The organism is Parendozoicomonas verongulae (assembly GCF_009711465.1).
Lineage (GTDB): Bacteria > Pseudomonadota > Gammaproteobacteria > Pseudomonadales > Endozoicomonadaceae > Sansalvadorimonas > Sansalvadorimonas verongulae.
Genome location: NZ_SMME01000383.1, coordinates 96 through 321, shown reverse-complemented (window position 1 = coordinate 321; position 226 = coordinate 96). Strand labels below are relative to the sequence as shown.

The following is a 226-nucleotide window of genomic DNA, read 5'->3' as shown; positions in this document are numbered from 1 at the left end:
GATTCTTGAAGGTGATTGGTGGGAGGTTGGGCTATGAGTAGTCAGGATATGGACAGTATCAGGCAGAGCGCCATTCCAGTTCTCAAGGGGGCAAGTCTTTCTGATGTCGCTAAGACACAAGGCGTGCGCGTTCACCAGTGTCGTGTATACCTGCACAAGTATTGTCGCAAGGCAAACTTTGAGCTTTACGAAGAGCTTTGTAGTGAGGCTGCCATACGGGGCATGT

At 50.4% G+C, this 226-nt stretch carries 1 protein-coding gene; it reads left to right on the top strand.

Annotated elements, in window-relative coordinates:
* Positions 1–33 precede the first annotated feature (33 nt).
* On the top strand, positions 34–226 hold a 193-nt coding region (locus E1189_RS24445), incomplete at its 3' end, for a hypothetical protein (RefSeq protein ID WP_230459875.1).